This window comes from Pseudomonas citri (assembly GCF_025336485.1).
Lineage (GTDB): Bacteria > Pseudomonadota > Gammaproteobacteria > Pseudomonadales > Pseudomonadaceae > Aquipseudomonas > Aquipseudomonas citri.
Genome location: NZ_JAODAB010000007.1, coordinates 64,685 through 91,611, shown reverse-complemented (window position 1 = coordinate 91,611; position 26,927 = coordinate 64,685). Strand labels below are relative to the sequence as shown.

At 60.6% G+C, this 26,927-nt stretch carries 25 protein-coding genes; 13 read left to right on the top strand and 12 right to left on the bottom strand.

What is annotated here, in order from left to right; translation table 11 throughout:
• Positions 1–22 precede the first annotated feature (22 nt).
• The 6 genes from pdxH (at position 23) to ubiT (ending at position 5,034) form a co-directional block, all read left to right on the top strand.
• Entirely contained in the window at positions 23–670 is a 648-nt protein-coding gene (pdxH, locus tag N4Q37_RS10960; RefSeq protein WP_260957840.1) for a pyridoxamine 5'-phosphate oxidase, read from the top strand.
• Between the two features lie 91 nt (positions 671–761).
• Entirely contained in the window at positions 762–1,316 is a 555-nt protein-coding gene (moaB, locus tag N4Q37_RS10955; protein WP_260957838.1) for a molybdenum cofactor biosynthesis protein B, read from the top strand.
• A complete protein-coding gene (locus tag N4Q37_RS10950) occupies positions 1,313–2,548 on the top strand; it encodes a molybdopterin molybdotransferase MoeA (RefSeq protein ID WP_260957836.1) in 1,236 nt (411 codons plus the stop codon). Before moaB ends, N4Q37_RS10950 begins: the two co-directional genes overlap by 4 nt.
• A 125-nt stretch (positions 2,549–2,673) precedes the next feature.
• Positions 2,674–3,669 carry a ubiquinone anaerobic biosynthesis protein UbiU gene (ubiU, locus tag N4Q37_RS10945; protein WP_260957835.1) on the top strand — a complete coding sequence of 332 codons (996 nt, stop codon included), beginning with the start codon at positions 2,674–2,676 and terminating at the stop codon, positions 3,667–3,669.
• A 10-nt stretch (positions 3,670–3,679) separates the two neighbouring features.
• Positions 3,680–4,570 carry a U32 family peptidase gene (locus N4Q37_RS10940; RefSeq protein WP_260957834.1) on the top strand — a complete coding sequence of 297 codons (891 nt, stop codon included), beginning with the start codon at positions 3,680–3,682 and terminating at the stop codon, positions 4,568–4,570.
• Entirely contained in the window at positions 4,564–5,034 is a 471-nt protein-coding gene (gene ubiT, locus N4Q37_RS10935) for a ubiquinone anaerobic biosynthesis accessory factor UbiT (protein ID WP_260957833.1), read from the top strand. The genes N4Q37_RS10940 and ubiT overlap by 7 nt, the downstream gene beginning before the upstream one ends.
• Positions 5,035–5,155: 121 nt before the next feature.
• On the opposite strand, the gene N4Q37_RS10930 is transcribed toward ubiT, so the two are convergent.
• The 12 genes from N4Q37_RS10930 to N4Q37_RS10875 form a co-directional block, all read right to left on the bottom strand.
• Complete coding sequence (locus N4Q37_RS10930; RefSeq protein WP_260957831.1) at positions 5,156–6,325, bottom strand: spermidine synthase; 1,170 nt, start codon at positions 6,323–6,325, stop codon at positions 5,156–5,158.
• A 48-nt stretch (positions 6,326–6,373) separates the two neighbouring features.
• A complete protein-coding gene (locus N4Q37_RS10925; protein ID WP_260957830.1) occupies positions 6,374–7,678 on the bottom strand; it encodes an MFS transporter in 1,305 nt (434 codons plus the stop codon).
• A 46-nt stretch (positions 7,679–7,724) separates the two neighbouring features.
• Positions 7,725–8,852, bottom strand: a complete 1,128-nt coding sequence (gene moeB / locus N4Q37_RS10920; RefSeq protein ID WP_260957828.1) for a HesA/MoeB/ThiF family protein — start codon at positions 8,850–8,852, stop codon at positions 7,725–7,727.
• Between the two features lies 1 nt (position 8,853).
• Positions 8,854–9,126 (bottom strand): MoaD/ThiS family protein, encoded by a 273-nt coding sequence (locus tag N4Q37_RS10915; protein ID WP_260957826.1) that lies wholly within the window; start codon positions 9,124–9,126, stop codon positions 8,854–8,856.
• Between the two features lie 3 nt (positions 9,127–9,129).
• Positions 9,130–9,846, bottom strand: coding sequence for a hypothetical protein (locus N4Q37_RS10910; protein ID WP_260957825.1), 717 nt, complete (start codon positions 9,844–9,846; stop codon positions 9,130–9,132).
• A 28-nt stretch (positions 9,847–9,874) separates the two neighbouring features.
• Positions 9,875–10,576 (bottom strand): TfuA-like protein, encoded by a 702-nt coding sequence (locus N4Q37_RS10905; RefSeq protein WP_260957823.1) that lies wholly within the window; start codon positions 10,574–10,576, stop codon positions 9,875–9,877.
• Positions 10,557–11,774 (bottom strand): YcaO-like family protein, encoded by a 1,218-nt coding sequence (locus N4Q37_RS10900; protein ID WP_260957821.1) that lies wholly within the window; start codon positions 11,772–11,774, stop codon positions 10,557–10,559. Before N4Q37_RS10900 ends, N4Q37_RS10905 begins: the two co-directional genes overlap by 20 nt.
• 90 nt (positions 11,775–11,864) lie before the next feature.
• Positions 11,865–12,041 (bottom strand): hypothetical protein, encoded by a 177-nt coding sequence (locus tag N4Q37_RS10895; protein ID WP_260957820.1) that lies wholly within the window; start codon positions 12,039–12,041, stop codon positions 11,865–11,867.
• Between the two features lie 433 nt (positions 12,042–12,474).
• Positions 12,475–12,861 (bottom strand): putative zinc-binding protein, encoded by a 387-nt coding sequence (locus N4Q37_RS10890; RefSeq protein ID WP_260957818.1) that lies wholly within the window; start codon positions 12,859–12,861, stop codon positions 12,475–12,477.
• 85 nt (positions 12,862–12,946) lie between these two features.
• Positions 12,947–13,624, bottom strand: coding sequence for a Crp/Fnr family transcriptional regulator (locus tag N4Q37_RS10885; RefSeq protein ID WP_260957816.1), 678 nt, complete (start codon positions 13,622–13,624; stop codon positions 12,947–12,949).
• A gap of 85 nt (positions 13,625–13,709) precedes the next feature.
• Entirely contained in the window at positions 13,710–14,357 is a 648-nt protein-coding gene (gene narL / locus N4Q37_RS10880; RefSeq protein ID WP_260957814.1) for a two-component system response regulator NarL, read from the bottom strand.
• Entirely contained in the window at positions 14,354–16,147 is a 1,794-nt protein-coding gene (locus N4Q37_RS10875) for a HAMP domain-containing protein (protein WP_260957812.1), read from the bottom strand. The genes narL and N4Q37_RS10875 overlap by 4 nt, the downstream gene beginning before the upstream one ends.
• Before the next feature lie 307 nt (positions 16,148–16,454).
• On the opposite strand from N4Q37_RS10875, the gene N4Q37_RS10870 reads away from it, so the two are divergent.
• The 7 genes from N4Q37_RS10870 to N4Q37_RS10840 all read left to right on the top strand — a co-directional run bounded on the left by N4Q37_RS10870 (position 16,455) and on the right by N4Q37_RS10840 (position 26,925).
• A complete protein-coding gene (locus N4Q37_RS10870; RefSeq protein WP_260957810.1) occupies positions 16,455–17,756 on the top strand; it encodes an MFS transporter in 1,302 nt (433 codons plus the stop codon).
• Positions 17,734–19,131, top strand: coding sequence for a NarK family nitrate/nitrite MFS transporter (locus tag N4Q37_RS10865; RefSeq protein ID WP_260957808.1), 1,398 nt, complete (start codon positions 17,734–17,736; stop codon positions 19,129–19,131). The genes N4Q37_RS10870 and N4Q37_RS10865 overlap by 23 nt, the downstream gene beginning before the upstream one ends.
• A 67-nt stretch (positions 19,132–19,198) precedes the next feature.
• Positions 19,199–22,966: a nitrate reductase subunit alpha gene (locus N4Q37_RS10860; protein ID WP_260957806.1), complete on the top strand. Its 3,768-nt coding sequence runs from the start codon at positions 19,199–19,201 to the stop codon at positions 22,964–22,966.
• A gap of 10 nt (positions 22,967–22,976) precedes the next feature.
• Positions 22,977–24,515 (top strand): nitrate reductase subunit beta, encoded by a 1,539-nt coding sequence (narH, locus tag N4Q37_RS10855; protein ID WP_260957804.1) that lies wholly within the window; start codon positions 22,977–22,979, stop codon positions 24,513–24,515.
• A 2-nt stretch (positions 24,516–24,517) separates the two neighbouring features.
• Positions 24,518–25,273, top strand: coding sequence for a nitrate reductase molybdenum cofactor assembly chaperone (gene narJ / locus N4Q37_RS10850; protein ID WP_260957802.1), 756 nt, complete (start codon positions 24,518–24,520; stop codon positions 25,271–25,273).
• A complete protein-coding gene (gene narI, locus N4Q37_RS10845; RefSeq protein WP_260957801.1) occupies positions 25,266–25,946 on the top strand; it encodes a respiratory nitrate reductase subunit gamma in 681 nt (226 codons plus the stop codon). The genes narJ and narI overlap by 8 nt, the downstream gene beginning before the upstream one ends.
• Before the next feature lie 10 nt (positions 25,947–25,956).
• A complete protein-coding gene (locus N4Q37_RS10840; RefSeq protein ID WP_260957799.1) occupies positions 25,957–26,925 on the top strand; it encodes a peptidylprolyl isomerase in 969 nt (322 codons plus the stop codon).
• Positions 26,926–26,927: the final 2 nt, after the last annotated feature.

The window sequence follows — 26,927 nt, the reverse complement described above, 5'->3', positions numbered from 1 at the left end:
AACCCATCGTGGAGATACCGACATGCCCCTTTCCCTGGCAGAAATGCGCCGCCAATACACCCGTGATGGCCTGGATGAAGCCCAAGCGCCGGACGAGCCGATGGCGCTGTTCGGCGTGTGGATGCAACAGGCCCGAGAGACCGAGCAACCGCCGGTAGAAGCCAACAGCATGGCCCTGGCCACGGTGGACGAGCGCGGCAGGCCCCATTGCCGGGTGTTGTTGCTCAAGGGTTTCGACGTCCAGGGCTTTTCGTTTTTCGGCAACTACGACAGCGGCAAGGGGCAAGACCTGGCGGCCAATGCCTGGGCGGCCATGACCTTTTTCTGGCCGGGCCTGGAGCGTCAGGTCCGCGTCGAAGGGCAGGTCCATAAGCTGGACCCGGCGCTGTCGGATGCCTATTTCCAATCCCGTCCGCTGGCCAGTCGTCTCGGCGCCTGGGCGTCGCCACAGAGCCGGCGGCTGGTCGATCGCGCAGCACTGGAAACCTTGCTGGCGCAGACCGAACGACGCTTCGCCGATCAAGCCGTCCCGCGTCCGGCGCATTGGGGTGGCTATTGCCTGCGTCCCGAACGGTTGGAGTTCTGGCAGGGTCGCGCCGATCGCTTGCATGATCGCCTCGACTATCGCCTGCAAGAGGGCGCGTGGCAGCGCAGTCGCCTGGCGCCGTGAATGCCGAGGGAGGTACCTCCATGGAGGAATAGGCCGGGCAACGATTGCGGTTCAGGCTGGGCCATCTTTTCTGACAGCAGGACGGCTGACCATGGCCCATCTGACGCAACGCCTTTTCCAACCCCTGAACATTGCCGTGTTGACCATCAGCGATACCCGCACTTTCGAAACCGACACGTCCGGCCAGACCCTGGTGGATTTGCTGCAAACCGCCGGGCATGTGCTGGTCGACCGGGGCCTGGTGCGGGACGACATCTACCAGATCCGCGCCAAGGTCTCCGAGTGGATCGCCGACCCCCAGGTGCAAGTGGTACTGATGACGGGTGGCACCGGTTTCACGGCGCGTGATAACACCCCGCAAGCGGTGGCGCCATTGCTGGACAAGCAAGTCGACGGCTTTGGCGAGTTGTTCCGCCAGGTGTCGCTGGCGGAAATCGGCATGTCGACCCTGCAGTCGCGCGCACTGGCGGGCATGAGCAACGGCGTGTTGGTGTGCTGCTTGCCAGGCTCGCCGGGTGCGTGCCGGACCGGCTGGGAAAAGATCCTGGCCAGTCAGTTGGACAGCCGCACCGGTCCGTGCAATTTCACGCCGCATCTCAAGGCTCAGGCCGGTGTCGCTCCGGTCGCTTGCGAGACGCGCTCGTGAACGGCCGGGTGTGCGACAGCGGCGTGTTGATGCCGGTGGATGAGGCTATCCGGCACTTGCTCGATCAGGCACCGCCGCCACCGCCGGTGCAGCGGGTCGACCTCGACCACGCCCTGGCCCGCGTGCTGGCAGTCGATATTCTCTGTCCGATGAACCTGCCGGCCTGGGACAACAGCGCCATGGACGGTTATGCCTTGCGCGCCGCTGACCTGCCGGAGGAGGGCGGTTACCTGGCGTTGACTGGACGCATCGCCGCCGGTGACGAACCGGGCGCGCCGTTGCAGGCCGGGCAGGTCGTGCGGATCTTCACCGGTGCACCGCTGCCGCCGGGCGCGGACACCGTGGTGCCCCAGGAAAGCTGCCGTGTGGACGGCGAGCGCGTCTGGCTCCCGTCGGTCACCCGTGCTGATCACGTGCGCAAGGAAGGCGAGGAACTGCGCCGAGGCGATCTGCTGCTCAAGGCCGGCACACGCTTGCGCGCCCAGGAGCTGGGGTTGCTGGCCGGTGCCGGGATTGCGCGGGTGGAAGTCTATCGCCCGTTGCAGGTCGGCCTGCTCAGCAGCGGCGATGAGTTGCGTGAGCCGGGCGAGCCATTGGCGCCGGGGCAGATCTACAACAGCAATCGTCGCAGCCTGGCGGCGTTGTTACGCGGCTGGGGTGTCGAGGTGCATGACTTCGGGGTCATGCCCGATCAACTGCAGGCCAGCCGCCAGGCCCTGAGCCGGGCGGCCACCGAGTGCGATGTGTTGCTGACTTCCGGCGGCGTGTCGGTGGGCGAAGAGGACCACCTCAAGCAGGCCATCGCGGCCCTGGGCAGCATCGACCTGTGGCGCCTGGCAATTCAGCCGGGCAAGCCGCTGGCCTTTGGCGATGTCCAGGGCAAGCCTTGGCTCGGGTTGCCGGGCAATCCTTCGGCAGCGTTGATCACTGCGCTGATCGTCCTGCGGCCGTTCCTGTTCCGGGCCCAGGGCGTGGACCAGGTGATGCCGGTGCCGCTGCAACTGCCCGCCGGATTCGATTGGTTGCAGCGCAACAAGCGTCGGCAGTATCTGCGGGCCAGGTTGACCCCGGACGCCGACGGACACCTGTGTGTGGAACTGCACCCCCAGCAAAGCTCAGCGATGCTGACCGCCGCGTGCTGGGCCGACGGGCTGGCGGTGGTGGACTGCCAGGCGCAGGTGCACAAGCGCGACAACGTGCTGTACCTGCCCTTTGCCGCGTTGATGCATTGAAGGCAATTGATTGCCGTCAAGGCCGCCGGGCCGTGGCTGATTAGACTGGCGGCGGCCTTAAGGTCTGTACGCAAAGCGCCTGCGCGATTTGCGTACAGACCATCGTTTTCTCACGAGGATGCCCCATGCAACTGGTTTGCCCGGCAGGGAATCTGCCTGCCCTCAAAGCGGCGGTGCGCCAAGGCGCCGATGCCGTTTATGTTGGCTTTCGCGACGACACCAATGCCCGGCATTTCGCCGGGTTGAACATGGATGACAAGCAATTCGACGCGGCGGTCGCGCACATCCGCCAACATCAACGCAAGCTGTACGTGGCGGTTAACACGTACCCGCAACCCAAGGGGTGGGAGCGTTGGCAACGGGCGGTGGATCGCGCCGCCGATTTCGGCGTGGACGCCCTGATCGCCGCCGACCCTGGCGTGCTCGGCTACGCCAGCCAGCGCCATCCACAACTGGCTTTGCACCTGTCGGTACAGGGCTCGGCGACCCATGCGGCGGCCCTGGCTTTCTACGCCGAGCGTTTCGGCATCCGGCGCGCCGTGCTGCCCCGGGTGTTGTCCCTGGCCCAGGTGCGGCAGGTGGCAGCGGCCAGCCCGGTGCCGATCGAGGTCTTCGGTTTCGGCAGCCTGTGCATCATGGCCGAAGGGCGCTGCCACTTGTCTTCCTACATCACTGGCGAATCGCCGAACCTGTGTGGCGTCTGCTCGCCGGCCAAGGCCGTGCGCTGGAGCGAAGATGCCCAGGGTCTCAGCGCGCGCTTGAGCGAAGTGTTGATTGACCGTTACACCCCGGACGAACCGGCCGGATACCCGACCTTGTGCAAAGGCCGGTTCCTGGTGGGTGGCAAGCGCTTCCATGCACTGGAAGAACCCACCAGCCTGGACACCCTCGACTTGCTGCCGGAACTCGTGGCCATTGGCGTGGAGGCCGTGAAGATCGAAGGCCGCCAGCGCAGCCCGGCGTATGTCGAGCAGGTGACCCGGGTCTGGCGCGCGGCACTGGATGCGCACCGCACCGCGCCGCAACGTTTTCGGGTACAGGAAGAATGGCGCCAGGTGTTGGCCGGCTTGTCAGAGGGCAGCCAGACCACCCTGGGTGCCTACCATCGATCATGGCAATGAGGGAGGCGTGATGAAACTCAGCCTGGGACCGGTCCTGTTTTATTGGGACAAAGCGCAACTGGGAAATTTCTACGCCGAGATGTCGGCACTGCCCTTGGATGTGATTTACCTCGGGGAAACCGTGTGCTCCAAGCGCCGGGCGTTCTCGCTGGACCAATGGCTGGGCCTGGGACGCGAGCTGCAAGCATGCAGCCAGGCGCAGATCGTGTTGTCGAGCCTGACGCTGATCGAAGCCGCGTCGGAGCTCTCTTCGCTGCGTCGGCTGTGTGACAACGGACAGCTACTGGTGGAAGCCAATGACATGGGGGCGGTGCAGTTTCTCGCCGAGCGCAAGCTGCCTTTCGTCGGTGGCCCGGCGCTGAACCTGTACAACGGTCATTCCCTGGCGCAGTTGCAGGACAGCGGCATGATCCGCTGGGTGCCGCCGGTGGAATGTTCGGCGGCCCTGATCGCCGATGTGCTGGAGCAAGTGCGGGACATGGACCGCGAAGTACCCGAAGTGGAGATCTTCTCCTACGGCCATCTACCCTTGGCTTACTCGGCGCGCTGCTTTACCGCCCGCGCCGAAAACCGTCCCAAGGACGATTGCCAGTTCTGCTGCATCAACTATCCCGACGGCCTGGCGTTGAGCAGCCAGGAAGGCCAGCAGCTGTTCACCCTCAACGGCATCCAGACGATGTCCGGCGAGGTGACGAACCTGTTGGCCGATTACACCGCACTGACGGCCTGCGGCGCCGATGTACTGCGCCTGAGCCCCCGGGCCCAGGGCATGGCTGAGGTGGTCATGGCCTTTGACAGGGTGCGCCAGGGCGAGGCGCCGCCGCTGTTCGTCGACGGCTGCAACGGTTACTGGCATGGCCATGCCGGTATGTTGAAAGTAGAGGAGGCAGGCCTGTGTTGAGTCCGAAGAAGTGGCTGCTCAAAGGCGCCGACCGGTTGCTGCCGCTGGTGGGCAAGGTTCCATTCATGGTGCAGCGCCTGGCGTTGCAGCAAGCGCTCAATCGCTGCCTGGCGGAACCGCTGCGCGACGGTGGCTTCGACGTGTTGCGTGGGCGCTGGTTGTGCCTGCGGGTGGTGGACCTGAAGTTGTGCTGGTACCTGACCCTGGCCCGTGACGGATTGCGCATCGCCGAACGGGCCGAAGCCCAAGTCACCATCAGCGGCAACTGGCGTGAATTCCTGTTGCTGGCCAGCCGGCAAGAGGATCCCGACACGCTGTTTTTCCGTCGTCGATTGGTGATCGAGGGGGATACCGAACTGGGATTGGCCCTCAAGAACTTGATCGACAGCCTCGACCCCGAGGTGTTGCCGCCCTGGCTGTGGCGCAACCTGGAGCGGGCAGGGAAAGGGTTGGCGGCGGGGTGAGAGGTTGAGTCGCTGTGATCGACGCAGATCCAGTGTGTGGCTTGTCTGCAATATAGGTGGCCTCACAGCCGGTGGCTCCTGCGGATGTACCCCATCCATGTGGGAGCCGAGTTTGCAACTGTCAGATCGAGTCTGAATTTCTACGCCCAAGGGAAACACTCGATGACAATCGGGCTAGCGCTCGTCGAAAACCTTCCACCTTGGACGCATCTCCCCGGGTCCTGTGGGTAATGACGCCATAGGCGTAAGGGAATAAACCCTCCAGCCAGTCTCGTGGGTGGATCTCGACGCTGTTCTCCAGTGTTGCGACGACCCAGTCGGGGAGCCATGACATATCGCGGTCCGAGAAGTTGACTTCGCCTGCGATCAGCAACGCCAATGTGGTACGCAGCGACGATTTGTCCTTCAGTAATCGCTCTTGCAGCGCTTGGCAAGCGCCCGGGTCATCCAATAACACGCGAAGATCGCTGGGCCTGCCCAGCTTCAGCGAAGCAGGAAGCAGCGCAGACAGGACCGGTAACGAGTCGATCCAGCGTTTTTGTACCTCCAGATCAATCCCCACGAAGTCCAGTGCCGGGGGCAAAAGCGGCGTGTGACGGATAGCCGTGGGTGTCAGATAGCGCAGGCGAAGACTCATGATGTCCATAAAGAGCCGGTCACTGGCGCATAAAAACTCCAAGGTAGGTACGGTGCCCAGTATGGTTGATGGCGGTGGACCGATAATGAACGTCGCATTGCGTCGATGGGGCAGGTGGTGAATGTCGCCCCAGCTGTCGTTCAGGCAGTGGGCGAGCCAAGCCTGGGTCGTAGGGCCGCTGAACGGGTCCAGATTCATGGGAACGCCAAAACCGTTGAACACCACGTGACCGAGGGGATTGAGGCGGCTCTTCAATAGCTGGTGGAATCCGTGATCAAACACGATCGGGGCATAAGCGCTCTGGGTGTAGAGGTCGACAATAATGACGTCGTACCGATCGGGAGTGACGACCAGGAAGTGCGCGGCGTCGGCGACCACGCCGTCAAAGTCGATATGCGCTGCAAGTCGGTTCCGGTTGTCGAGGCTGCGCACGAGTGCGGTCTCGTCCAGATCAACGGCCAGCAGACTGGCCACTCTGGTGCTGGCTGCGATCGGCGCCAGCGCCACACCGTCCGAAAGCCCCAGCATCAGAACCGAGATTCGATCCTTGGACGGGTCCCCCAGAAAACCGGTACAGCCCATGTCGTCATAATATTGGCCGCAGAAGATCTGTTCATGTCGAGCAGATTCAGTTCGACCCTTGAAGTCCGGCATGGCGAAAGGCAACTCCGTTTGTAAGAGGCGGGGGGGCGGCGAAGTACGTCAGTGCGCAAACGCTTTGGGGTATTTGTCCAGATAGGCATCATTGAGCTGCGTATCCTGGGAGCGCATAAAAGACTTGAAGTCGGGCACCAGAAAAACCAGCAGAGACAACAGCACCACCATGAAACCCAGCAGCGTGATTGTCAGTGCGACCCCCAGATAGGCGATCAGGGTGTTCATCGCGAAACTGCCCAAGGGGCTAGCTGCCGCAGACAGAAAGGAAACCGTGGCAAAAATCCGGTTGCGATGGAGCTTTGGCGTTGCCAGCAACCTCACGGCTGAGGTGGGGATGTTAATCAACATCAGGCCGACGCCGCCGCAGAAACAGGCCGCAGGCACGATGAGCGACGATGATACGGTCCCGACCACCACCAGGTTGCACCCCAGTAATGCAAAGCCTGCGGACACACACATGTCACGGGGAATCCGGTCGGAAAACCAGCCGATGATTTTGTAACTGCCCGCCAGAATGCCCAGCCCGAAGCACGAATCCAGAAGACCGATGTAGGTGACCGGGTACTGAATGACGTCCTTCACGTACAGTGGGATCAGGATGGTGAAGAACGGAAACAGGGCAAAGTTGATCAGCATTGCAATGATGGCCAGGTAAAATTCGACCTTCACTCCGTACACCACTTTGAAGCCGGAACAGATCATGCTGAAGCCGCTGGCAGCCGGGGCTTTTCCGTCTTGGCCGGTGACCCCGATGTGGCTAGGGATGGTCGCGATCAACGTCCCGGCGATGAGAATCGCAAAAAAATCGGCGGCAAAGGCGAATGTGATGCCGAATCCGTAAATCAACCCGCTGGCCAGTACCGGCCCCAGCAAAATGGAAAAGGACGACATCACGCTTTTGGTCTGGAAGGCCAAGGAGACTTTATCGTCGTCTGCAAACAAAGGAATGATCGATGCCTGGAGAGGGTCGCGTACGCCGACGATCGCACTGCTGATTATCATCAGCGCGCCCACCATCCAGGGGTTGAACGACCCCGTGGCAGATAGCACCGCCATCAACAGTGCTGTCAGCAGGCTGATCCATGAGGCCAGCTTGATGATCAGGATTTTGTTGTACTTGTCCCCCAGCCATCCCAACAGAGGTTTGGCTAACACTTCCGCCGCGATGGAGCAGGCAATCATATTGGCGAAATAGAGCGTAGAGCCTGTTTCCTGCAAGGCCCACCAGGCCACCGCCAGTTGATTACACCGTCCACCCAGAACCATCAGTAAAAAGCTGAACTGCACTTTCAACAGGCGCCGGTCGATGCCGGGAAAGCCCCACGTAATGCCTGAAAAATTTGCACTCATTGACGTACCTTTGATCCGAATAGGGTGACTGCGCAATCAGCGGCGTTCAATAAGTGACGGGGTGACGTTCATCAGGGTAAATCGCTAGATATCGCTCGATGCCACCCTCAAGGCTATAGAGTTCCGCTTCCTGGCTGACGCTGCGAACTGCCAGCAGGGCTGCTTTGCTCCTAATGCCGGACTTGCAATAGAAAACGATAGGGCGGGTGGTATCGAGTTCTTCCTGGCGTTTGATGATGTCTTTGAGCGGAATCAGACTGCCGCCCAGCGAACCTTGCTGATGCTCGCTGATGTCGCGCACATCGACCAATTGAAATGGCGCTTGTGTCGCTATCCAATCATGCAGTGTGTTGGGTGACAGCCAGTCGCTGTCGCGCCACGCAGACGTGGTCGTAGCGCCAAGCATTTTCTCAGGGGGCCGGTCCTGTGATTTTTTGTTGATGTTCAACAGGTGGAAAGTGTTTTCCAGACAGTCGATAGACAACAAATGTCCGCTCAAGGGCTCCCCGGCACGGAGGATGAGCTTGAGAACTTCGTTGGCCTGAAAGCAGCCAAGCAAGCCAGGTATAACGCCAAGAACGCCCGCCTCCGAGCAGCTTTGTGTCAAGTGCGGTGGCGGAGGTGTTTCGAACAGATCCCGTAAACACGGCCCCCGTTGTTGGGTGTGCCGGTTGTAATAATTAAATACCGACACCTGCCCCTCGAACTGACTGATCGAGGCATAGATCATCGGTTTTTCACACTCGATACAGGCGTCACTGATGAGGTATTTGGCGCCGAAATTATCAGTGGCGTCGACGATGATGTCGTATTTCGCCAGCAGCGACAGGACGTTGTCTGGGTTCAGCGTCGTGGCAACGGTGTGGACGACGATGTCGGGGTTCAACTGATTGATGCGACGTTTGGCTGCCAACACTTTCAGGTCGCCTACATCGGCAATCGCATAGAGAATTTGTCGGTGCAGATTGCTCACGTCGACGATGTCGTTATCAACGATGCCGATCGTCCCGACGCCAGCACCAGCCAGGTACAGGAGTACCGGGCAACCCAGCCCCCCGGCACCGACCACCAGCACCTTGCTGTCTTTGAGGCGTTGCTGCCCCTGAGCGCCGACCTCACTGAGGATGATTTGGCGGGTGTAACGGGAGGTGTCCATCTTCAGGTTGCATTGCATGTCAGCCACCTGCCACTGCGTTGATCAGAATCAATTGCGCATTACTGTCCAAGGGCCGATGGCGGTCATGTTCACTGGTCACGGGCATGCCGTCGACGAACAACCCCACGAACGGCAGCGGGTACAAGTCCTCTGAGAAGACCGGACCAATCAGGGCGGGAAACCGTGCGGTCAGATTGTTCAGTACTTCGCTGACACACAAGCCCTCAGTGGCGTGTGTTTTATGCTGATCGGTGTAGGACATGAACTGCCGGGGAAAATGTACGACGGCCATGGGTCATCCTTGAACAGTGTCAGTTGTTAGGCTGCTGGAAAACGCATCCAGCTTGGAGGTGATCAGTTTTCCGATTTCGGACAGTTCCGCCGAAGCCTGAAGAGTGGCCAGACTTTTGAGGAAGTACTGGTGCAAGTAGTCGAGTCGTTCAGGACGAGCTCGCACGGAGCCACTGGCCAGCAACCGTTGGTGGTAGTTCACGGCGCTGACCGCAAACAGGCAAGCCAGCAATACACCCCTAGGGTTCTTACCGCCGGTTCCTGATGGCAGTACGTAGTTGTTCGAACTGTCCTTGAGCTGAAAGTCGTAAATCTCGGCAATCAAACTGGACCAAATATGGGACAGCTCATGCACCAGTAACTCTTCAAGGTCCGTCATGCTGGTAAACGCGGCTTCGCCCAAAAACACTTGTTGCGGTAGCACGGGATTGGTCAGGCTGACTTGTTGAGTCAGTAGCTTATATATGTTAACCGGCAGGTCAAATAATCTGGCCCATTCCGGCAACAAGGCTTTGAGGTTGATCTTCGCTTCGGCCAACATAATCTGCTCGGCGTTACCGAGCGCCTGATGGGGCGGAAACGCGGGTGCACCTTCGACGTGCCGGTTATACAGGCCGGTGGCAAAGTCTGGTTGCAAATAGGTGGTTAAAGGTAACTCGCCTCCCTCAATGTTTTTACGCACAACGGCGACGAGCGTTAAAAGTTTTGTGCTGTTGAACATGGGGTGCACAAAGGGCAAGCCGTTTATTTCACACAGTATCTCTGATGGCGACATTCTGTTTCACCGTTCTCGTCCATGGTTGTTGTTTGAGAAAGTCGATCAAGTCCAGGCTCTTTACTCTGTAAGCGGAAAAGTTGGCTAGGGCGTTGTCTATTTGTTTCGCCGCGACAGGGAGTGCCAGCAAGGCTTCTTTCAAACAATTTAGTGTTCGATGTCCGTACCACATGTTTTTCAGGTGATGAAGTACGTGTTGTTCTTGTGCTGGCGTAATGAACTGTTCGGTCGTCCACTGTCTTAAAAACTGCCTGATATGAATAAGTGGTTCGCTGAGTGAAAGAAAGGGCTCTTGTGCTTGATGTATCAGGGTTACTTCGTCGTCGGACATGTCCGGATCGCTGGCGAATTGTCGATACACTTCGCCAAAGCCTCTCATTCCAAGCGTATCCATTTCACAGGCGCGAATGGCCCCCATGGATGACAACCCCCAAATGCGCCAACCCGCGCCAAGGGCGTCGAGTATCTCGGCATGGCCGACGGCAGGGTGCGCATGGAACACGCCATCGACAATGGCGAGGTTTGAAGGGGGCGATTGCGCCACCAGGCGTTCGATATCGCCGCGTTTGACGGGCGGGCGTAACACCAGGCCGCCACCGCGCAGTAATTGACTGTTTATTCCTTGCAGGGAGGGGCCCGCAAACAGCGTGCATGCCTCAAGCGCTTTGTTTGACATACGTAAGTAACCTCGGACCGACCCTTTTCAAACCGGGCTCAAAGGCTTCCAGTCCCGGAATAATTATTCTGACCACAGTGATGTCGTCCGTCGCTTTGCTGAGCAAAACCCTTAGCACGGTACTGAGCCCGACACTTTGCAACCGCTCAATGAGCAACTCCCAGGCCGATTCGATCGTGGGGATCGCGGCCTCCTGGCAGTCGATGGAGGAGTAATCGATCATCTGGTTCCGGGAGGTGGCCACGGTACGCAAGTGTGAAATAGCCTGAAGCTCGACCGAACGACCCTTCTTCTCGAAGTATTTGACGCGCTCGATGATGTCGTCCCGGCCTCCATGGATGTGGCTTAAACGGCTTTGGGCCGCCTCGCAGATAGCCCGGATCAAAGCGATTTCCTTGATGGGATGTAGCCCTGAACCGCTGGCCACAGAGATAGGCGCCTGGGAGGACTCTTCCATGATAAAAGCCTGAAAGTAGGCCAGGCCAAAACAGTTCTCGGTGTAACGAACCGACAGACTTAATCCCGCGCCATTGATTTTGTTAATCAGGGAGTCGACTTCTGCGCTGTAGCGGTCCAGATTGACGAGGCAGGAGCGGTCATTCAGGTGATTAAAGGCTTGAACATCGCGCTCCATGAGTTCACAAACAGCGTGTACCGAGGCTTCCACCAAGTCATTACCTGAGGCCAGGCCACTGGAGCTTTCCCCGAAGAGTCGTTGCCCGGGGTTTTCGGGGTAGGGAATGAACACCAGTTCGGCGGGTGCAAGCACTTTTTGCTCGCGCAATACATCTTCAACTTCAATGGCCATGATGGGCGAGTCGGCGTCGGCACGAAAGCCGTACAACATGCAGAACTGATTGAACGCTATCCGTCCTTTGTGGCTTTCAATGAGTTGTCTCGGCGTGGTTTTTAACAGTTTCAGTTGTGCAGTGTTGTATTGCGCAAGGCTGAACTCGATGGCTTCCATGTACGCGCCAATCTTGGCTTCTGCTGATCTGAGACCTTTGCCAGCGTTTACGCACAGCGAACCCTTCAATGCGTCGGGTCGTATACTGGCGAACACCGGAATGCCGATGCGGTCCAGCCAGGTTGTGTCTGTCACTCGGGTAATACCCAGGCGCGGGGCTATATCGTTGACAATGATTTTTAATGTTTCTTCGGCACTTCGGCGACGAAGACTTGAACTAAGTCGTTGCATAAATGGCCACCCTTGACTGATGAAAGGTATGAGCACGCGTCATGTTCGACACAACAGAAAGCGGGAGGGAATTACTTCCCTCCCGTTTTTTCAGGCTGCGACTTTAACGTCTTCAGTCAGAGCTAGCGACAATACGTTGTTATTCGACTGATGTGCCACAAAGCCGGCATGCATCAGGCTTTCATCGTTCAGAATCACGGAGAATTTCTCCGCAGTTTCTGCATCCAGTTCAAGCTCAAAGGTTGTATTGTTGACTAAAGAGTCCATTTTATTTGTCCTATCCGTAGCATTGCGTTTGAGAGAAATTTGTTGCGCAACACCTATGAGATTTGCAGATAGTAGAGAATGCGCCACTGACTATTGGTTTCAAGATGTTGCGGTATTGCATCGCTGCGAAGTGTTGTTGAATTATTTGAAATATTAGTCGCGATGATTGTGGGAATTGACTTACAGATTATTGGGGAAGATATATTTCTATTTGGGGATTGATCTCGGAAATTCCTGTAGGCACTTTCTGAAAGTTCTAATGTTCTTGGCGTGTAGTCTCAGTCAAGACCGGGTTTGTAGTATCGGTTGGGCTGATTTAAAAAATCTTAATGGAAAATGGCAGTTTATGGTTTTAGGACCGCTTCGCGGTCCAGCGGGAGCAAGCTCCCTCGCCACAGGTTTTGGCGTTCGACACTAAAACCTGTTCGCTTTCTCAAGCTGTCTTGGTGGCTGCGATCACCCGGCTTTCAATCAGCTGCTTGATTTCCTCAAACAACTCATCACTCTGCTCCTCGGTGCAATCCTCGCCGTTGCGTTTGCGCAAACCGTGGTGGCTGAAGATCAGATGTATATCGGCGTGCAGGTCGTGCTGGTTCAGGCAGCGTTCGACGCATTGCAGCGGGCAGCCGTCCAGCGCCAGGATTCGCCGTCCCGAGCGCGCTTTGTTGACCAGTGCAGCCACATGCCCGCCGACCCCGACGATGCAAGACATTTCGGCCAGGCCGCTGCGATCCAGGCGCAAGGCCAGGGTATTGGCCAGCTGCGCGACATTCGAGCAACCGGAGCAAGAGTAGACCAAGGGAAGGCTTGAATCGGACATGAGGGGTCTCCACTGATGGACTCAGCCAGTGTGCGAGGCCGGCAGTTATGCGCCTTGACCATGGTCAAATCCGAGACTGGCCCGGCTACTGTTGGTAAGCCTCCAACTCCTCCTCGGCCAGGATGCGAATGTTGCGGCGCTCCATGGCGATCAGGCCACCGTCCACCAGGCGATGCAGAATGCGTGAAAACGTCTCGGGCTGGATACCGAGCTTGGAGGCCACCAGGCGCTTGGACACTTGCAGCACCACCTGGCCGTCACGCGGGTCGCGCTCCTGGAGCAGGAAGTTGATGACACGCCGACTGGCGCTGGCCAGGGTCAGGTTGTCGATGTCCTTGAGGCGCTGATGCAAATGCACGCTCATGCTCGCCAGGATCGCCAGGCAGACTTTGGGCTGGTCCTCCAGGGCCTTGCGGTAATGCGTGCCTTCGATACTCACCACCACACTGTCCTTGATGGCCGATGCGCTCACCGGGTAGCAACGGGCCTGGCTGAACAGCAGGGCCTCGGCAAATGTCTGGCCGGGCTGGATGATCTCGACCAGGTTCTCCTGGCCTTCCCCGGTGACCCGGTACAGCTTGACCTGGCCACTGACCAGCAAGAAGAAGCGCTTGGCCGGATCGCCCTGGTGCATGAGGGTGCTGTTGCAATCCAGGCGCTTGAGCACCGCCAGGCCGCACACGTCTTCGAAGACTCGCTCCGGCAATTGGCTGAACAGGTGGTGACGACGCAACATTAAAACAATGGAAGGGTGGGTCAGCATGGCGTACCTCCGCGTGCCGTCATGGTAGAGCCCCAGGCCCTGCCGGCCTATGCCTCGGCCGGCTTACCTCGGAAGAGGGATGGGCTTAGCCCGCCCCGCGCAAATGCTCCATCGCCCACACCGCCGCTTCGACCCGAGAGCGCAAGCCGAGCTTGTGCAACAGGTTCTTCACATGGACCTTGACCGTGCCCTCGGTGATGCCGAGCTTGTGCCCGATCACTTTGTTGCTGTGGCCCCCGGCAATGCTCTTGAGCACCTGGCGTTCGCGTTCGGTCAGTTCGACGTCGGCCTGGCGTGGCGGCGAGCGCAGGGCCTGGGCCATGACGCGGGTCAGGCCGGGGCTGATGACCAGGGTGCCGGCCAGGGCATCGCGGATGTACTGGATCAGCAGTTCCGGTTCCATATCCTTGAGCAGGTAGCCATTGGCGTCCAGGCGCAAGGCGTCGCGGATGTCGTCTTCGGCATCGGACACGGTGAACAGCAAGACCTTGCCGGTGTAGTGCATGGCGCGCAGCCGGCGCAGGGTTTCGATGCCGTTCATCTGCGGCATGTTGTTGTCCAGCAGCACCAGGTCGGGCTTGAGGGGTTCGATCAGGGTCAGGGCCTCTTCGCCGTGGCTGGCCTCGCCGACGATCTGCAAGTCGTCTTCGAGTTCGAGCATCTGGCGGATCCCGCGACGCATCATCGGATGGTCGTCGACCAAGAGAAGGGTGTGGCGTAGGGGGGCGTTCATGGTGCGATGCTCTCGGTGTGTTGGCCCAGGAATTCGGGTTGGAAGCGCACCTGGATGCAGGTGCCTTGGGGTGTTCTGGAGTGGATCTGGAGCTGACCGTGCAGGCTGCGAGCCCGTTCGTTCATGATGTTCAGGCCATGGTGTTCGCGCTGGTCGACCTCTCCGCTGAAGCCGCGGCCGTCGTCCTCGATCGACAACTGCACGGTTTCGCCTTCCTGGCGCAGTTGCAGCCAGGCGTTCTCGGCATGGGCGTGGCGCAAGCAGTTGGACAGGGCCTCGCGGGTGATCTGCAGGATGTGGATCTGTTCGCTGGCCGAGAGCTCGAAAGCCAGCGCGTCGATGAGCAGGTGCACCTTGAAATCGCCACGGCTGGAGAACTCCTCGGCGGTGTCCTTGAGCTCCTCCACCAGGCCATCGTCATGGATTTGCAGGCGGAAGGTGGTCAGCAGTTCGCGCAACTGCCGGTAGGCGTTGTTCAGGCCTTCGCGCAGTTCGGCGGTCACGGTTTCCAGGGTTTGCACCGGTTCGCCACGGCGCATCAGGGTCTGCATGCGGCTGACTTGCAGCTTCATGTACGACAAGGCCTGGGCCAGGGAGTCATGCAGCTCGCGGGCGATGATGGTGCGTTCGTCGAGCAGCAGCAGGCGATGGTCCTGTTCGCGCTGGCGCTTGAGGGATAGGGAGGTGCCGATCAGGTTGGCCAGGGCCTGGATCAGCGCGGTTTCCCACGGTTGCGCCTCGTGGCCGTCGACAAAGTGGGCCTTGAGCTCACCCAGCTCGTTCCCCTGGTTGCTGATGCTGAAGGTCCGGGGCACAAGGGTGACGTGTTTCTGGCAGGTGGCGCAATCGCTGCTGGCGCACACCTGGCGGCTGTCAGCGCCGTGCAGGGACAGCAATTGTCGGGCCGGCGCCTGCCCTTGCAGGCACAGCGTCAGGCGCAGGCCCGGCAGGCGCTGTTGAAAGCGTCGGATCAATTCATCCAGTTCCTGGGCATTGGCCTGGCGCGTGGCGAGGCTGCCGCTGCTCTGGTAAAGCAGCTCCAGGGCGGCGTTGGCCTGTTGCAGGTTCAGGGTCTTTTGCCGGACCTGGTTTTCCAGGGTGCGATGGGACTCCTCGATCGTCTCGGCCATGGTGTTGAAGCTGGTCGCCAGTTGGCCCAGTTCATCTTCGGACTGGTGGTTGACCCGCACCTGGAACTCGCCACGGCGAAACCGCTGGGTCGCGTCGACCAGTTCCTGCAATGGCGTGACCACGCCGTACTGCAATTCATACAGGCCGATCAGCAGGATGATCATGGTGCTGAACAGCGCGACGCCCTGGATCGTCTGCTGCCAGCCCTGCTTATGCTCGCTCTGGCGTTGCAGCAGGGTGACGAACTGGTCCAGTTGCTCGACGAAGGAGCTGGCGCTGGTCTGGAAAAGCACTGCATCGCCGCGCTCGACGGCCGGGCGCAGGGTCTGGTTCCAGCGCTGTACCAGGTTGCGATAGCTCTGGTGCAGCGAGGTGGCTGGCCCGTCTTCCAGGACGGCCCGCAGGGCCGGGCTGTCCAGGCGTTGTTGCAGGCTTTCGGTGATCGCCGGGATCTCGTCGGTGGCACCGGCTGCGAGCTTCCAGCTCAGGTGGTAGGTCTCCATGCGCACGGAGCCGGCGGTGTTGATGGCGGCGGCATCGCCCTGGCTGAACCAGGCGATCAGCCCGGCGCTCAGGGAACTGGCCAGGGCCAGGATCGCGATGAGGATCACCGCCAGCCCGGCGCGAGCGGGCAGGGAGCTGCGCAACCAGCGCATCATTGTGGCTGGCCCGCAAGGGAAATCGACAAACTGGACATGAGCACGCGCCAGGTAATGGGTGTGGCAGTCCATCCTGGACGCACTACCTCTAAAGAGTTGTTGGCCGCTTCAAATCCCTGAAAGTATCGACCTTTTTCTTCAAGGTACTGATAAACAAAGGTTTTCGTCAGTATCAGGGTCTACCCCTTTAGAGGTAGGCAGGCCAAGGATAGGCCAGTACCCCTCAAAGACTCGTTGATCCAAGTCAAGTTTTTGCGGGGTCGGCCTCACTAGGCTGCGCTCATTGAACTGACTGGGGTGCGTCGTTATGCGAGCGCAAGTGCAACAAGGGCTGGTACTAGGGATGAGTACCCTGGCCTTCACCGTGTGCTTCATGGTCTGGATGATGTTTGCCGTGCTGGGCGTTCCGATCAAGGAAATGCTGGCCCTCAACGAAACCCAATTCGGCCTGTTGGCCGCCACGCCGGTGCTCACCGGCTCGCTGGTGCGTCTACCCCTTGGGCTGCTGACCGACCGCTTTGGCGGCCGGATCGTGTTTTTCCTGCTGATGTTGTCCTGCGTATTGCCGCTGTACCTGATCACCCTGGCCACGGAGTTCTGGCAGTTCCTGGTACTGGGGCTGTTCGTCGGGATGGCCGGCGGTTCCTTTTCCGTGGGCATTGCCTACGTCGCCAAATGGTTCGACAAGCACAACCAAGGCTTCGCCATGGGTGTGTTCGGCGCTGGCAATGCCGGTTCCGCCGTGACCAAGTTCCTGGCCCCGGCCCTGATCGCGCTGGGCTCCTGGCATCTGGTGCCGAAGGTGTTCAGCGCCATCCTGTTCATCACCGCGCTGCTGTTCTGGTTTCTCACTGCCGAGAAAAAAGAACACCGCGGCGTGGGCGGCGCCAGTCTGCGCGAGCAACTCCAGGCCCTGAGAGAGCCGGCCGTTTGGCGCTACTGCCAGTACTACTCGATCGTGTTCGGCGGTTACGTGGGCCTGGCGTTGTGGATGACCAAGTACTACGTGCAGGAATACGGTTTCAGCCTGCAAAGCGCGGCGCTGCTGGCCGCCTGCTTCTCGCTGCCTGGCGGCGTGCTGCGGGCCGTCGGTGGTTGGATGTCGGACCGTTGGGGCGCCCAGAGCGTGACCTGGTGGGTGTTGTGGGTCAGTTGGATCTGCCTGTTCCTGCTGTCCTATCCGCAGACCCAGCTGCAAGTGCGGACCGTCAACGGCATCGTCGACTTCCACATCGGCCTCAACGCCACCGTGTTCACTGTGCTGCTGTTCGTGATGGGCATTGCCTTCGCGTTCGGCAAGGCCTCGGTCTTCAAGTACATCGCCAACGACTACCCGAAAAACATGGGCGCCGTGTCCGGCATCGTCGGCCTGGCCGGCGGCCTGGGCGGGTTCGTGTTGCCCATCATGTTTGGCGCTCTGGTGGACCTCACCGGCGTGCGCTCGTCCTGCTTCATGTTGCTGTACGGCGTGGTCTGGGTCTCCCTGACCTGGATGTACTTCAGCGAAATGCGCAAGCGCCCATTCCTGGGTAAACCGCTGCCAGCCACCCAATCCCCGTTTTCCAGCATTGCCCAAGGAGAAGAACATGTCCGTTCTGCAAAAGCCTGAAAAAGGCCCGGTCATTCATGACTGGCGCCCGGAAGACCCCGCATTCTGGGGCAGCAGCGGCAAGCTGACCGCCCGGCGCAACCTGTGGATCTCTATCCCGGCGCTGTTGTTGGCCTTCGCGGTCTGGATGGTCTGGAGCACCGTGATCGTGCGCTTGAACGCCATCGGCTTCAGCTTCAGCACCGACCAGTTGTTCTGGCTGGCGGCGTTGCCGGGCCTGTCGGGTGCCACCTTGCGCATCTTCTATTCGTTCATGGTGCCGATCTTCGGGGGGCGCCGCTGGACCGCCCTGAGCACCGCCTCGCTGCTGATTCCCGCGCTGTGGATGGGCTTTGCCGTGCAAAACCCAGGCACCCCGTACAGCGTGTTCGTGCTGATCGCACTGCTCTGTGGTTTTGGCGGCGGCAACTTCGCCTCCAGCATGTCGAACATCAGCTTCTTCTATCCCAAGTCCCAACAGGGCACCGCCCTGGGCCTGAACGCTGGCCTGGGCAACCTGGGGGTGTCGGTGATGCAGTTCTGCGTGCCGCTGGTGATCTCCTTCGGCGTGTTCGGCTTCATGGGCGGTCAGCCACAGGTGTTGGCTGATGGCAGCTCGCTGTGGCTGCAGAACGCTGGCTTTATCTGGGTGCCGTTCATCGTGGCCGTGACCCTGATCGCCTGGTTCGGCATGAACGACCTGTCCAGCGCCCGCGCTTCCTTCAGCGAGCAGGCAGTGATCTTCAAGCGCAAGCACAACTGGTTGATGTGCTGGCTGTACCTGGCGACCTTCGGCTCGTTCATCGGCTTCTCCGCGGCGTTCCCCCTGCTGATCAAGACCTCGTTCCCGGAAGTCATCGCCCTGAAGTTCGCCTTCCTCGGCCCGCTGGTCGGTGCCCTGGTGCGTCCATTGGGTGGCTGGCTGGCGGACAAGCTTGGCGGTGCGAAGGTCACCCTGTGGAACTTCGTGGCGATGATCGTGATGGTGTTCGCCGTCATGCACTTTCTTCCGCAGCACGGCGAGGGCGGCAGCTTCTACGGCTTCCTGGGCATGTTCATGCTGCTGTTCATCACCACCGGCGTGGGCAACGGTTCGACCTTCCGCATGATCCCGGTGATTTTCCGCACCCTTCATGAAAAAGCCGCCCTGGGCAAGAAGCCCGAGGTGCGCGAGCAGGCCCTCAAGGACGCCGGCAAGGAATCGGCCGCCGTACTGGGCTTCAGCTCGGCCATGGGCGCCTTCGGTGCGTTCTTCATCCCCAAATCCTTTGGCTCTTCGATGGCCCTGACCGGCGGCCCGGAGATGGCCTTCTACATGTTCGTCGGCTTTTACCTGAGTTGCATCGTGGTCACCTGGTGGTGGTACGCCCGCAAGGGTGCCGCGACACCTTGTTAAGTCGAATTCAACCCAATTGCGTGGGCGGGGCGCAGATCCCGCATGGCAAGCCTGAGAGGAAGACACTGTGAGTCATTTATTGGATCAACTGCGGTTTTTCAACCGCAAGCAAGGCGAGTTCTCCGACGGTCATGGCGAGACCCGCAAGGAGTCCCGGGACTGGGAGAACGTCTATCGTTCGCGCTGGCAGTACGACAAGATCGTGCGTTCTACCCACGGGGTGAACTGCACCGGTTCGTGCTCGTGGAAAATCTACGTCAAGAACGGTCTGATCACCTGGGAAACCCAGCAGACCGACTACCCGCGCACCCGTAACGATCTGCCGAACCACGAGCCACGCGGCTGCCCTCGTGGTGCCAGCTACAGCTGGTACATCTACAGCGCCAACCGTCTCAAGTACCCGAAAGTCCGCAAGCCGTTGCTCAAGCTGTGGCGCCAGGCGCGCCAGACCCTGCCGCCGGTGGAAGCCTGGGCCAGTATCGTCGAGAACAAAGCCAAGGCTGACTCGTACAAGAGCAAGCGTGGCATGGGTGGCTTCATCCGTTCCAACTGGGAAGAAGTCAACGAGATCATTGCCGCCGCCAACGTCTACACCGTCAAGCAGCACGGTCCTGACCGCGTGGTGGGCTTCTCGCCGATCCCGGCGATGTCGATGGTCAGCTACGCGGCCGGCGCGCGTTACCTGTCGCTGATCGGCGGCGCGTGCCTGAGCTTCTATGACTGGTACTGCGACTTGCCACCGGCCTCGCCAATGGTGTGGGGCGAGCAGACCGACGTGCCGGAATCGGCCGACTGGTACAACTCCAACTACATCATTGCCTGGGGTTCCAACGTTCCGCAGACCCGTACCCCTGACGCGCACTTCTTCACCGAAGTCCGTTACAAGGGCACCAAGACCGTGGCGATCACCCCGGACTACTCGGAAGTCGCCAAGCTCACCGACCTGTGGCTCAACCCCAAGCAGGGTACCGACGCCGCATTGGCCCAGGCCTTCAACCATGTGATCTTCAAAGAATTCCACCTGGACAAGCCGAGCGCCTACTTCACCGACTACGCCAAGCGCTACACCGACTTGCCGGTGCTGGTGATGCTCAAGCCGATGCTGGGCACCGCGCCAGGCAATGGCTTGCAGCCGGATCGCTTCCTGCGTGCCAGCGACCTGGCCGACAACCTCGGCCAGGACAACAACCCCGAGTGGAAAACCATCGCCATGGATGCCAACGGCGAGCTGGTTTCGCCGCAAGGTTCCATCGGCTATCGCTGGGGCGAGAAGGGCAAGTGGAACATCCTGCCTCGTGAAGGCGGTGAGGGCCGCGAGGTCGACCTCAAGCTGAGCCTGATCGGCGGCGACGTCGCCGAGGTGGGTTTCCCATACTTCGCCGGCGAAACCCAGGATCACTTCCAGCACGTGGCAGGCGAAGCCGTGCAGTTCCGTCGTGTGCCGGTGCACAGCGTGGTGCTGGCCGATGGCAGCGTGGCGAAAGTCGCCACGGTGTTCGACTTGTCGGCCGCCAACCTGGCCATCGACCGTGGCCTGGGTGGCGCCAACGTCGCCAAGGGCTATGACGACGCCTCGGTGCCGGGCACTCCGGCCTGGCAGGAACAGATCACTGGCGTGAGCCGCGAGAAGGCGATCCAGATCGCCCGTGAATTCGCCGACAACGCCGACAAGACCCGTGGACGCTCGATGATCATCGTCGGTGCGGCGATGAACCACTGGTATCACATGGACATGAACTACCGCGGGCTGATCAACATGCTCATGCTCTGCGGTTGCATCGGCCAGACCGGTGGCGGTTGGGCTCACTATGTGGGTCAGGAAAAACTCCGTCCGCAATGCGGCTGGCTGCCCCTGGCGTTCGGCCTGGACTGGAACCGCCCATCGCGGCAAATGAACGGCACCAGCTTCTTCTACGGCCACAGTTCCCAGTGGCGCCACGAGAAGATGAACATGCACGACGTGCTCTCGCCGCTGGCCGATAAATCCCAGTTCCCCGAGCACGCCCTGGACTACAACATCCGCGCCGAGCGGGCCGGCTGGTTGCCGAGCGCACCACAGCTCAACACCAACCCGCTGCACATCTGCCGCGATGCCGCCGCGGTGGGCCTGGATCCTAAGGACTATGTGGTCAAGTCGCTGCAGGACGGTTCCCTGCGCTTCTCCTGCGAGCAACCGGACAACCCGGTCAACTTCCCGCGCAACATGTTCATCTGGCGTTCCAACCTGCTGGGTTCCTCGGGCAAGGGCCACGAGTACATGCTCAAGTACCTGCTGGGTACCAAGAACGGCGTGATGAACGAAGACATCGGCAAGGTCGGCCACTGCAAGCCTACCGAAGCCGAGTGGGTGGACGAGGGCGCCATCGGCAAGCTCGACCTGGTGACCACGCTGGACTTCCGCATGTCCTCGACGTGCGTGTACTCGGACATCGTCTTGCCGACCGCCACCTGGTACGAAAAAGACGACATGAACACCTCGGACATGCACCCGTTCATCCACCCACTGTCCGCGGCCATCGATCCTGCGTGGGAATCGCGTTCGGACTGGGAAATCTACAAAGGCATCGCCAAGGCGTTTTCCGCCATGGCGGTCGGCCACCTGGGTGTGGAGAAAGACCTGGTCACCGTACCGTTGATGCACGACAGCGTCGGCGAACTGGCCCAACCGTTTGGCGGCACCGACTGGAAAACCGCTGGCGTGGCACCACAACCGGGCAAGAACGCACCGAACCTGCAAGTGGTCGAGCGTGACTACCCGAACATCTACAAGCAGTTCACCTCCCTGGGCCCGCTGCTGGAAAAACTCGGCAACGGCGGCAAGGGCATCAACTGGAACACCGATACCGAAGTCAAATTCCTCGGTGAGCTGAACCACCACGAAGTTGAATCGGGCATCAGCCAAGGGCGGCCGAAAATCGACAGCGCCATCGACGCTGCCGAGGTGATCCTGTCCCTGGCCCCGGAAACCAACGGCCACGTCGCGGTGAAGGCCTGGGCGGCACTGTCGGAATTCACCGGCATCGACCACAGCCACCTTGCCGTGTCGAAAGAGCACGAGGCGATTCGCTTCCGCGATATCCAGGCGCAGCCGCGCAAGATCATCTCCAGCCCGACCTGGTCTGGCCTGGAAGACGATCACGTGAGCTACAACGCCGGCTACACCAACGTCCATGAGTCGATCCCATGGCGCACCATCACCGGTCGCCAGCAGTTCTACCAGGATCACCCTTGGATGCAGGCGTTCGGCGAGCAGTTCATGAACTACCGGCCGCCGGTCAACACCCGCACCATCGACGTGGTCAAGGGCAAGCGCAGCAACGGCGAAACCGAGATCGTGCTGAACTGGATCACGCCGCACCAGAAGTGGGGCATCCACAGTACCTATACCGACAACCTGATCATGCTCACCCTGAGCCGCGGCGGGCCGATTGTCTGGCTCTCGGAAATCGACGCCAAGCGCGCCGGTATCGAGGACAACGACTGGGTCGAATGCTTCAACGCCAACGGTGCCCTGACGGCCCGTGCAGTGGTCAGCCAGCGCGTCAAGGAAGGCATGGTGATGATGTACCACGCCCAGGAACGGATCGTGAACGTACCCGGCTCGGAAACCACGAAGACCCGCGGCGGCCACCACAACTCGGTGACCCGTGTCGTGCTCAAGCCTACCCACATGATCGGTGGCTACGCACAGCAGGCCTACGGCTTCAACTATTACGGCACGGTCGGTTGCAACCGCGATGAATTCGTCGTGGTACGCAAGATGGCCAAGGTCGACTGGCTCGACGGTTCCAGCGGCGATGACCTGCCGCGCCCACTGCCGACTGAGCTGGATTGAGGAGATTGAGATGAAAATTCGTTCACAGATCGGCATGGTCCTGAACCTGGACAAATGCATCGGTTGCCACACTTGCTCGATCACTTGCAAGAACGTCTGGACCAGCCGTGAAGGCATGGAATACGCCTGGTTCAACAACGTCGAGACCAAGCCTGGTATCGGCTATCCGAAAGAATGGGAAAACCAGGACAAGTGGAAGGGCGGTTGGGTGCGCAATGCCAACGGTTCGATCAACCCACGCATCGGCGGCAAGTTCCGCGTGTTGGCGAACATCTTCGCCAACCCGGACCTGCCGAGCCTGGATGACTACTACGAACCGTTCGACTTCGACTACCAGCACCTGCACACCGCACCGCTGGGCGAGCACCAGCCTGTTGCGCGGCCGCGTTCGGTGGTGTCCGGCAAACGCATGGAGAAGATCGAGTGGGGCCCGAACTGGGAGGAAATCCTCGGTACCGAATTCGCCAAGCGTCGCAAGGACAAGAACTTCGACAAGATTCAGGCGGACATCTACGGCGAGTACGAAAACACTTTCATGATGTACCTGCCGCGCCTGTGCGAGCACTGCCTGAACCCGGCGTGCGCGGCGTCTTGCCCGAGCGGTGCGATCTACAAGCGTGAAGAGGACGGCATCGTCCTGATCGACCAGGAGAAGTGCCGCGGCTGGCGCATGTGCATCAGCGGCTGCCCGTACAAGAAGATTTACTTCAACTGGAAGAGCGGCAAGTCGGAAAAATGCATTTTCTGCTACCCGCGTATCGAAGCCGGTATGCCGACCGTCTGCGCCGAAACCTGCGTGGGCCGGATCCGCTACCTCGGCGTGCTGCTGTATGACGCCGATCGTATCGCCGAGGTGGCGAGCACGGCCAACGAGCAAGACCTGTACGAGAAGCAACTGGAGATCTTCCTCGACCCGAACGACCCAGCCGTGATCCGCCAGGCCCTGGCCGATGGCGTGCCGCAATCGGTGATCGACTCGGCGCAACGCTCGCCGGTCTACAAAATGGCCGTGGACTGGAAACTCGCGCTGCCGTTGCACCCTGAATACCGCACCCTGCCAATGGTCTGGTACGTGCCGCCACTGTCGCCGATCCAGAACGCCGCCGCAGCGGGTACCGTCGGCATGAACGGTGTGATCCCGGACGTCGACAGCCTGCGTATTCCACTGCGTTACCTGGCCAACCTGCTGACCGCTGGCGATGAGAAACCGGTCAAGCTGGCCCTCAAGCGTCTGTTGGCGATGCGTGCCTACAAGCGTTCCGAGCAGGTCGACGGCGTGAAAGACCTGAAAGTGCTGGCCGATGTCGACTTGAGCGTGAACCAGGTGGAAGAGATGTACCGCTACCTGGCGATTGCCAACTACGAGGACCGTTTCGTGGTGCCAAGTGCCCACCGTGAAGACGCGATGAGCGATGCGTTCGCCGAGCGTTCCGGTTGCGGCTTCAGCTTCGGCAGCGGTTGCAGCGGCAGCTCCGACACCAACATGTTCGGTGGCAAGAAGGCCAACCGCCGTGACGTGATCAAGACCGTGCAGTTGTGGGAGGAATGAGCATGCGCATTCTCAAGGTGATTTCGTTGCTGCTTGACTACCCGACCGAGAGGCTGGTGGAAGGGCGCGACGAACTGGAGGAAGCGATCCTCCAGGCGCGGGAAATCAGCCCCAACCAGCGCGCGGGTCTGTTCGAGCTGCTGGAAGTGATCTGCGGCAAGGACCTGATGGACGGCCAGGAGCACTACGGTGCCCTGTTCGGCCGGGGGCGTTCGCTGTCGTTGTTGCTGTTCGAACATGTCCACGGCGAGTCCCGTGACCGGGGCCAGGCCATGGTGGACATGATGGCCCAGTACGAGGAAGCGGGTTTTGCCATCGGCGTGAAGGAGTTGCCCGACTACATCCCGCTGTACCTGGAGTTCTTGTCCACTCGCGAAGACCTCGAGGCCCGTGAAGGTCTCGCGGATGTAGAGCATCTGCTGGCCTTGCTCGCGGCGCGGTTGGAGGAGCGTGAAAGCGCTTACGCCAACTGCTTCCGGGCGCTGTTGCAGATCGCCGGGGCGGAACCGCGCGACGCGGTGGCCCAACTGCGCGAGCAGGTGAAGGCCGAAGTGCGCGACGACTCCCTCGAAGCCCTGGACAAGATCTGGGAAGAAGAGGCCGTGGATTTCCTCAAGGCCGAGCAACAGGACCGCTGCAGCTCACTGCCAAGCGCACCAGGCAAGGCCCGGGAAGAAAGTGCAGTGCCGTTGCACTGGGTGGATTTTCAGCATGAAGGGCGGGCCGCAGCGCCGGCCGGGGAGGTAGGCAATGTCTAAATGGGATCTGTTGTTGTTCGGGGTGTACCCCTACGTCGCCTTGGCGATTTGCCTGATCGGCAGTTGGGCGCGGTTCGACCTGTCCCAGTACACCTGGAAGGCCGGCTCCAGCCAGATGCTGAACAAGAGCGGCATGCGCGTGGCCAGCAACCTGTTCCACGTGGGGGTGCTGTTCGTGCTGGCCGGTCACTTTGTCGGCCTGCTGACGCCTTCGGCGATCTATCACCATGTGCTGAGCACCGAGAACAAGCAGTTGCTGGCGATGGTCTCCGGTGGCTTCTTCGGGATGCTGGGCCTGATCGGCCTGCTGATGTTGCTCAATCGCCGCCTGACCGACCCACGGGTGCGGGCTACTTCCAACACTTCGGACATCCTGGTGCTGGTGGTGTTGCTGGTGCAACTGGTGCTGGGGCTGCTGACCATCGTGGCCTCCACCGGCCACATGGACGGCTCCGTGATGGTGATGCTGGCTGACTGGGCACAGAACACTGTGCTGTTGCGTCCAGTGGACGCCGCGACCTCCATCGCGCCAGTGAGCCTGGTCTACAAGCTCCATGTCGTGCTGGGCCTGACCCTGTTCGTGCTGTTCCCGTTCACTCGTCTGGTCCACATCATCAGTGCGCCAGTCTGGTACCTGGGACGTCGTTATCAAATCGTTCGGCAAAAGTTCTGAGGAGAAGATCATGGCGAGTGGATGCGGATGTGGCGGTGGTGGCGGCGGCGGTGGTGGCTGCGCTTCCTCCGCGGTGAAAGCGGCACCGGCGGTGGCGGCGGTGGCCGATATCGAACCGGCAGGGGCGGTGCAGTTTGCACCGGCCCAGGCCACGGCGGCGGAAGATCAAGCCCCGCAGTTGATTGCCAGCAGCGAACAGGAATGGCCGATCATCAGCGTCAACGGCGTGTCCATCGCGCCGCAGGCGATGGCCCAGGAGCTGCAATATCACCCGGCCGAGAGCCGTGAGGATGCGGTCTACCAGGCCGCCCGGGCCCTGGTGATCCGCGAATTGCTCCAGCAGCGCATCGCGCAGCTGGGCCTGACGTTGCAGGTCGGTGCCGGCGAAAACGAAGAGGAAGCGGCCACGCGGCTGCTTCTGGAGCGTGAGGTGCAGGTGCCGCAATGTGACGAGGACACCTGCGTGCGTTACTACGAGAGCAACCGTGCGCGCTTTCACAGCGCGCCGCTGCTGGCGGTACGGCACATCCTGCTCGAATGCGCCCCGGACGATGCCGAGGCCCGCAGCCTCGCCCATGTCCAGGCGGAATTGTTGCTGGAGCGGTTGGACCAGAACCCAGGCAGTTTTGCCGAGTTGGCGCTGAAGTACTCGGCTTGCCCTTCCAAGGAGCAGGGCGGATCGTTGGGGCAGATCAGCAAGGGCCAGACCGTGCCCGAGCTGGAGCGTCAACTGTTCAACCTGTCGGCGGGGCTGGCCAGCAAGCCACTGGAAAGTCGTTATGGCTGGCACGTGATCAGCATCGACCAACGGATCGACGGCCAGCCACTGCCTTACGAGGCGGTGGCTACGGCGATCCGTACCCAACTGGAGCAGGGCGTCTGGCAGAAAGCGCTGGTGCAGTACCTGCAAACGCTGGTGGGGGCGGCGGATATTCGCGGCATCCACCTCCAGGGCGCCGACTCGCCGCTGGTCCAGTAAGC